8 protein-coding genes are annotated in these 6,223 nt (G+C 72.4%); 2 read left to right on the top strand and 6 right to left on the bottom strand.

Going from position 1 to position 6,223, the window contains the following annotated elements; translation table 11 throughout:
• Nucleotides 1-12: 12 nt before the first annotated feature.
• The 3 genes from DAT37_RS04105 to DAT37_RS04095 form a co-directional block, all read right to left on the bottom strand.
• Nucleotides 13-462, bottom strand: coding sequence for an MSMEG_0567/Sll0786 family nitrogen starvation N-acetyltransferase (locus tag DAT37_RS04105; RefSeq protein ID WP_109523339.1), 450 nt, complete (start codon nucleotides 460-462; stop codon nucleotides 13-15).
• 7 nt (nucleotides 463-469) lie between these two features.
• A complete protein-coding gene (locus tag DAT37_RS04100; protein ID WP_198654089.1) occupies nucleotides 470-1,573 on the bottom strand; it encodes an MSMEG_0568 family radical SAM protein in 1,104 nt (367 codons plus the stop codon).
• Between the two features lie 61 nt (nucleotides 1,574-1,634).
• Complete coding sequence (locus tag DAT37_RS04095; protein WP_157978263.1) at nucleotides 1,635-2,210, bottom strand: hypothetical protein; 576 nt, start codon at nucleotides 2,208-2,210, stop codon at nucleotides 1,635-1,637.
• Nucleotides 2,211-2,298: 88 nt separating this feature from the next.
• Between DAT37_RS04095 and DAT37_RS04090 the strand changes: the two genes are divergently transcribed.
• On the top strand, nucleotides 2,299-3,747 hold the full coding sequence (locus tag DAT37_RS04090) for a hypothetical protein (RefSeq protein WP_198654088.1): 1,449 nt from the start codon (nucleotides 2,299-2,301) through the stop codon (nucleotides 3,745-3,747).
• Nucleotides 3,744-4,844 (top strand): MSMEG_0565 family glycosyltransferase, encoded by a 1,101-nt coding sequence (locus DAT37_RS04085; protein WP_157978262.1) that lies wholly within the window; start codon nucleotides 3,744-3,746, stop codon nucleotides 4,842-4,844. The genes DAT37_RS04090 and DAT37_RS04085 overlap by 4 nt, the downstream gene beginning before the upstream one ends.
• Here the strand turns inward: DAT37_RS04085 and DAT37_RS04080 are convergent.
• From DAT37_RS04080 to DAT37_RS04070, 3 genes are all read right to left on the bottom strand, one after another.
• Nucleotides 4,826-5,140, bottom strand: a complete 315-nt coding sequence (locus tag DAT37_RS04080; protein ID WP_109523335.1) for a nitrile hydratase accessory protein — start codon at nucleotides 5,138-5,140, stop codon at nucleotides 4,826-4,828. The genes DAT37_RS04085 and DAT37_RS04080 overlap by 19 nt on opposite strands.
• Complete coding sequence (gene nthA, locus DAT37_RS04075; RefSeq protein ID WP_109523334.1) at nucleotides 5,137-5,718, bottom strand: nitrile hydratase subunit alpha; 582 nt, start codon at nucleotides 5,716-5,718, stop codon at nucleotides 5,137-5,139. The genes DAT37_RS04080 and nthA overlap by 4 nt, the downstream gene beginning before the upstream one ends.
• A partial coding sequence (locus DAT37_RS04070) for an SH3-like domain-containing protein (protein WP_109523333.1) occupies nucleotides 5,715-6,223 on the bottom strand: 509 nt, incomplete at its 5' end. The genes nthA and DAT37_RS04070, both read right to left, overlap by 4 nt.

Here is a 6,223-nt window from a genome sequence, read left to right as displayed (position 1 = left end):
CATGTGAGCCGCCTAGGTTCGCAGGTCGATCGCCATGGGCTGGTGCGGGAGGCCGGCGTAGAGCTCCACGTCGCCGTCGCGACGCCAGCCCAGGCGCTGGAAGTAGCCGACGTTCCGCAACTGGATGTGGGCGACCATCAGCAGGCCGCCGCGCTCGGTCGCGGTCCTGACCGCGTACCTCACGAGCGGGGTTCCGAGGCCGCGGGCGCGGTGCTCCGGCAGGACGGCCAGGCGGTCGCCCTGCCAGAACTCGCCGTCCTCGTCCAGGGGGTAGAGCCGGACGGCCCCGCCGATCACCCGGTCCGCGTGGATGGTCAGCTGGTCGTCGTCGCGGGCGTCGCGGTCGGTGCCGTGGAAGATGCGCTGCTCGTCGACGAAGACGCGGTGCCGTACCGCGTAATGGGCCGCGAGCTCCCGCGCGGTGGCGGCGGGGTGGCAGTCGGTGCCGAGTGCGCGCAGCATGGCGGGCTCAGGCGGGGGGAGGTGGGCCGATGTGGAGCAGGCGTTCCATCGAGCTCAGCCCCGAGCAGGCCTGGCAGCGGGCGCAGCCCGCCCTGGCGGTGGCGGGCGTCATGCGGCGCCGGGCCATGTAGGCGAGGACCTCGGCGTAGATCGGCCGCGTGTAGGAGCGCGGCGGCGGCTTCCAACCGGCCATGGGTGTGCCGACGACCGGGCGCAGCGGCACGATGAACGGGTAGACGCCGGCGTCGACGGCCCGTTTGCAGCCGTCGACCGTCACCCGCGGGTCCTCGCCCATGCCGAGGATGACGTAGGTGGAGACCTGTCCGGCGCCGAAGACGGAGACCGCCCGTTCCCACGCCGTGAAGTAGCCCTCGATGCCGGTGCGCGCCTTGGCGGGCGCCACGCGCGCCAGGACGTCGGGGTCGAAGGTCTCGATGTGGATGCCGACCGAGTCGACGCCCATGGCGCCCACCTCGTCGATCACGTCCAGGTCCGCGGGCGGCTCGAACTGCGCTTCGACGGGGAGCCCGCTGGCCTCCTTGACGGCCTGCCCGCAGCGCCCGACGTACAGTGCGCCACGGTCGGCGCCGCGCGTGCTGCCGGTCGTGAGGGTGGCGTCCACGGCGCCGTCGAGGTCACGCGCCGCCACCGCGACCTCAGCGAGCTGTTCGGGGGTCTTGCGTGCGACGGTACGGCCGCCCGACAGCGAGAGGCCGATGCCGCAGAACCTGCACTGGTCGTCGTTGCCCCAGTAGGCGCAGTGCTGCACGACGGTGCTCGCGACGGAGTCCAGATGCAGGAGGGCGATGTGCCAGTACGGCACGCCGTCGGCGGTGGTCAGGTCGTAGAAGCGCGGGCGGCGCTGGGCGGACGCGTCGGCGAGCCGTACGCCGTCCCGATAGATGCCGTACCCCTCGTCCTCGGCGCGCAGGACGTAGGGGGAGTGCTCGGCGACTCCCTCGGTGGGCGCCGTGACGGGAAGCCCGTCCACCCAGAGCATTCCGCAGTCGGTGGGACCGGCGCCGCCCGTTCGCCGCTCCATCTCCGCCTCGAGCCGCAGACCTCGGGCCTGGAGGTCGAGGATGAGCTCGCTCACATCGGTAGCCGTCACGACAGGCACCTCCCGTGCCGTACGACCAGACCTCTTCGAGTCTACCAAAATAGGATTGGCGTTAACTTTCCGATGCGAGCGCGCGCCGTGCCTGGTCGATCGCGGCGAGCCATGCCTCCCGCGAGGTGAACTCCTCCACGCGGACCGCATCGCCGGTGACCTCGAGCCGGTAGGTGATGACCGGCTCGGCCACCACCGAGCGGACCATGACGCTGCCGCTCGGCAGGTGCACCTCCACCCACCGCGCTGATCCGCCGCGCCAGGCCGCGTCGTCGGGCTCCTCGATGACCGCCCACTCCAGGCCCGCGGCGCGGGCGCGTTCGACCGCCTGCTCCCGTGACGAGGTGAGCAGCTCGCGGAACCGCTGCGACATGGCGGCCTCGATCACGAGCTGGTCGTCGAGCCCGTGCAGCGGAACGCCCACCTCGTCGAGCCAGCCGCGCATCTCCCGCTCGGCGGCGGCCAGGTCCGCGTAGTCACGCGCGCCGGCCAGTCGGCGGGCGAGCGCGCCCACGAGCTGCAACGCTCGCTGGTAGCGCTCGGCGTCGACCATCGCGAGCGGGTACAGCCTGTCCTCGGCGGCTCGCAGCCGCCGGGCCAGCCCGGCGTACTCCGGGGGGATCCCACTGCTTGGCAAGGCGTCAGTCGTTCACTATCGTCAGTGTCATAAGTCGGATCCTAGACAGCATTCGGGTGGTTCGCCAGAACGGCGAAGGGTGGACCCCGTGAACAAGACCGTACGGGTGCTGCGCGACACCTACCTCGACTCCGTCCTTCAGCTCCTCGGTGCGCGGGCGATGCGCAACGCCGAGGGTGTGGAATGGGCGACTGCCGTGATGGCGACGGCGGCCAACGTCGACGCCCTGCGGCAGGAGGGTTTCGACCCTCCGGAGGCGTCGCCGTCCGATCTGATCCTCGCGGTCCGGGCGGCCGATCCGGCGGCGGCCTTCGCGGAGGGCGAGCGGGCGATGTTCGGCGCCCGTGAGGGCGGCCCGGCGGAGCGGCTCCCGAGCTCGATCGAGGAGGCGCTGGGACGCCAGCCGGACAGCGGCGTCGCCGTCATCTCCGTTCCCGGCGACTATGCCGCCCTGGAGGCGCACAAGGCGCTCAGCCACGACCTCGACGTGCTGCTGTTCAGCGACAACGTCTCCCTCGCCGACGAGATCGCGCTCAAGGAGCACGCCGTGCGGCGGGGCCGGCTGCTCATGGGCCCGGGTGCGGGCACCGCGATGCTCGCGGGCGTGGGGCTGGGATTCGCCAACGTGGTGCGTCCCGGCCCCGTGGGGATCGTCGCGGCGTCGGGCACCGGGGCTCAGGAGGTCATGTGCCTTCTCGATCGCCGCGGCGTCGGCGTGTCGCAGGTCATCGGCGTGGGCGGGCGGGACCTGAGCGCTGAGGTCGGCGGGCGCATGGCGCTGCGGGCCGTCCGGATGCTCGACGACGACCCCGCGACGGAACTGATCCTCCTGGTCTCCAAACCGGCGGACGAGGAGGTGGCGCGGCGTGTGCTGACGGTCGCCAGCGCGACTCCACTCGTCACGGCCCTCGCCGGAGTCGAGGGCGACACGCTCGAAAGCGGCGTGGTCAAGGCACTCGAACTGCTGGGCAGGCCGGCGCCGCCCTTCGAGCGGTGCTACGGCCCGAGCGTGGAGGAGGCCGCCTCCCGCGTCGCGCCGGCGCGCACCACGGTGCGGGGGCTGTTCTCCGGCGGCACCCTTTGCTACGAGGCCATCGTGGTGCTGAGCCGCGCTCTGGGGCCGGTCTGGTCCAACACACCGATCGACCCCCGCCTCCGCCTGCCGGCGCCGCCGCGTTCCCACGTCTGCCTGGATCTGGGCGAGGAGGAGTACACGAGAGGCAGGCCGCATCCGATGATCGACCCGGAGGCGCGCGTCGAGCTGCTCCGCGAGACCGGGCCGGACGTCGCCGTGGTGCTGCTCGACGTCGTGCTCGGCCATGGCGCGCATCCCGATCCCGCGGGGATCCTGGCGCCGGAGCTCGCCGGCCTGGACGGTCCGCAGGCGGTCGCGTACGTGCTGGGCACGGAGCTGGATCCACAGGGATACCAGGACCAGGTCCGCAAGCTGGTGGAAGCCGGATGCGTGATCACCGAGACCGCCGCCCGCGCCGCGCTCGCGGCGGCGGCGATCGCCGCCAGGAAGGCCGCCTCATGAGCCGCGTCGCCCTCCTCACGTACTCCACCAAGGCGCGTGGCGGAGTCGTGCACACCCTCGCCCTGGCCGAGGCGCTCGCGGACCTGGGCGTGGACGTCCATGTCTTCGCCCTCGGCACCGAAGGCTTCTTCCGCCCGCTGAAGGTGCCGTTCACGCTGTTCCCCGTCACGGTCGCGAGCGACTCCCTGGAGGAGAAGGTCTTCGCCTCGGTGGACGCCATGCTCGCCGGGCTGGCGGAGGTCGCCGGTGAGTTCGACGTCCTGCACGCTCAGGACTGCATCTCGGGCCGCGCGGCACCGCAGGTGCACGCACGGGTGGTGCGCACCGTGCATCACGTCGACGACTTCACGACGCCTGCCCTCGTCGACTGCCAGCGCAGGGCGATCGTGGAGGCCGGCCACGTGCTGGTCGTCAGCGAGCACTGGCGCCGCGTGCTGCTCCAGGAGTACGGCGTCGCCGCCCGGGTCGTCCGCAACGGCGTCGACCCGGCCCGCTTCCCGCCGGTCGGCGCCCGGCGGAGAGCCTCGCTGCGCGAGTCCGTGGGCGCGGAGAACCGGTTCCTGCTGCTCGCCGTCGGCGGCATCGAGCCGCGCAAGGGGAGCAAGACGCTGTTCCGCGCCCTGGGCCTGCTGCGGGGTGAGCGGCCGGTGCTGGCGATCCTGGGCGGCCAGTCCTTTCGCGACTACGAGTGGTACCGCCGCGAGGCGCTGGCGTTGCTGCCCGGCCTCGGCCTCGACGTGGCGCAGCTGGGCACGGTCTCCGAGGATCTGCTGGCGGCCTGGTACCGCAGTGCCGACGCGCTGGTGTACCCCTCGATCCAGGAGGGCTTCGGCCTGGTCCCGCTGGAGGCGCACGCGTCCGACCTGCCGGTCGTGGCCAGCGATCTGCCCGTGTTCCGGGAGTTCCTCACGCACGGCAAGGACGCTCTGCTGACCGCCGCGGGCGATCCGGTGGCGCTCGCGGCGGCGCTGGAGCGGATCATGGCCGATGAGGAGCTGCGGGCCACCCTCGTCGCCGGTGGCCGGATGGTCGTGCCGCGGTTCACCTGGGCGGCGTGCGCGGCCCAGCATGCCGAGATCTATCGGTCGATCTCGTGATCGTGCCCGGCGGGCCGGGCGGCGAGCAGCGCCACCCGCTCGCTGACCTGACCCTCCACGGCGAGCACCCGTTCGAGCGCCTCGAACCAGCAGACGTAGTACCGGGCGTCCGGCTCGGCCGCGATCCGCGCGATCAGCGCCTGGCGGAAGTCCTCCCAGGCGAAGGCCCCCGCCTCGCCGGCCGCCACGGCCAGGCCGAACGCCCGCCCCTCCCACGGCTCGGCGAACACCAGTTCGCCGTTCGAGCGAGGCGGTGCGGCCGGGGTGCCGACGTCCAGCCGGATGGGGAGCGTCATGTCGTCACCTGGGCGACGCCCACCATCGCGTCCCGCGTGACGAGCGGCACGAGCTGTTCCTCGGAGAGCCCTTCGGTCCCGTCCGGCCTCGCCGGGAGCACGAAGTAGCGCACCTCCGAACTGCTGTCCCACACCCGGATCTCGACGTCGTCGGGCAGCCGCAGGCCCATCTCGGCCAGGACCACGCGCGGCTCGCGGACCATCCTGGACCGGTAGGCGGGATCCTTGTACCAGGAGGGCGGCAGGCCGAGCAGTGGCCAGGGATAGCAGGAGCAGAGCGTGCAGACGACCACGTTGTGGACGTCAGGCGTGTTCTCCAGGACTACGATGTGCTCGCCCTGCGGTCCCTTGTACCCGAGCTCGGCCGCGGCGGCCGTGCCGTCGGCGAGCAGCCGGTCCCGGTAGCCGGGATCCGTCCACGCCCGCGCCACGACGCGGGCGCCGTTCAGCGGCCCGACGTCCGTCTCGTACATCGCGATGTACTTGTCCATGACCGCGGAGTCCACCAGGCCACGCTCGACCAGCAGTTGCTCAAGAGCCTCGACGCGCAGCTCGATCGGCACCCGTTCGTCCGTCATGGCGCCTCCTCCAGATAGTCCTCGCAAAGGTCGACGTTGAGCGCGAACGGCTCGGCCGCCGAGCCGAACAGCTCGGCGGAGGCGAAGCGCACCGTGTACACCCACTGCGGGTTCTCGCCCTGGAAATGGGCGTTCGTGTCGGGCAGGACCTGCGCGGGCTGGACGATCACGACGGTGCCCGTGTGCCCCATCACGTACCGTGGCAGCCGCGTGTGCCCCGGCGGATCGAAGGTCCTGGCGCGTACCGCGGAGCCCACGGCGAACCGGGGCTTGGACGACACCTCCCGCAAGGAGCCCGCGGCGGCCGGGGCGTAGTCCGGCCTGTTCGGCTCCGGCGGCCCCGGCTCCTCGGCCGAGGCCCCCGACAGGTTGGCGGCACGCGCCTCCACCGTCCCGGGCGCGATGATCGAGCTGTCGAGCAGCAGGTTCTCCGCGCCGTGCAGCCAGCGGCCGTAGTAGCCGTCGTCCAGGTAGTCCCGCCGGTCGAGGCGGTTCATCGCGTGCC

The sequence above is a fragment of the Nocardia aurea genome (assembly GCF_003123685.1).
Taxonomy (GTDB): domain Bacteria; phylum Actinomycetota; class Actinomycetes; order Mycobacteriales; family Mycobacteriaceae; genus Nocardia; species Nocardia aurea.
This window is presented reverse-complemented; position numbering and strand designations above follow the sequence as displayed.

Coding starts and splice junctions, on each gene's coding strand:
- DAT37_RS04105 (WP_109523339.1), bottom strand. CDS start 462: ATGCTGCGCGCACTCGGCACCGACTGCCACCCCGCCGCCACCGCGCGG.
- DAT37_RS04085 (WP_157978262.1), top strand. CDS start 3,744: ATGAGCCGCGTCGCCCTCCTCACGTACTCCACCAAGGCGCGTGGCGGA.
- DAT37_RS04080 (WP_109523335.1), bottom strand. CDS start 5,140: ATGACGCTCCCCATCCGGCTGGACGTCGGCACCCCGGCCGCACCGCCT.
- nthA (WP_109523334.1), bottom strand. CDS start 5,718: ATGACGGACGAACGGGTGCCGATCGAGCTGCGCGTCGAGGCTCTTGAG.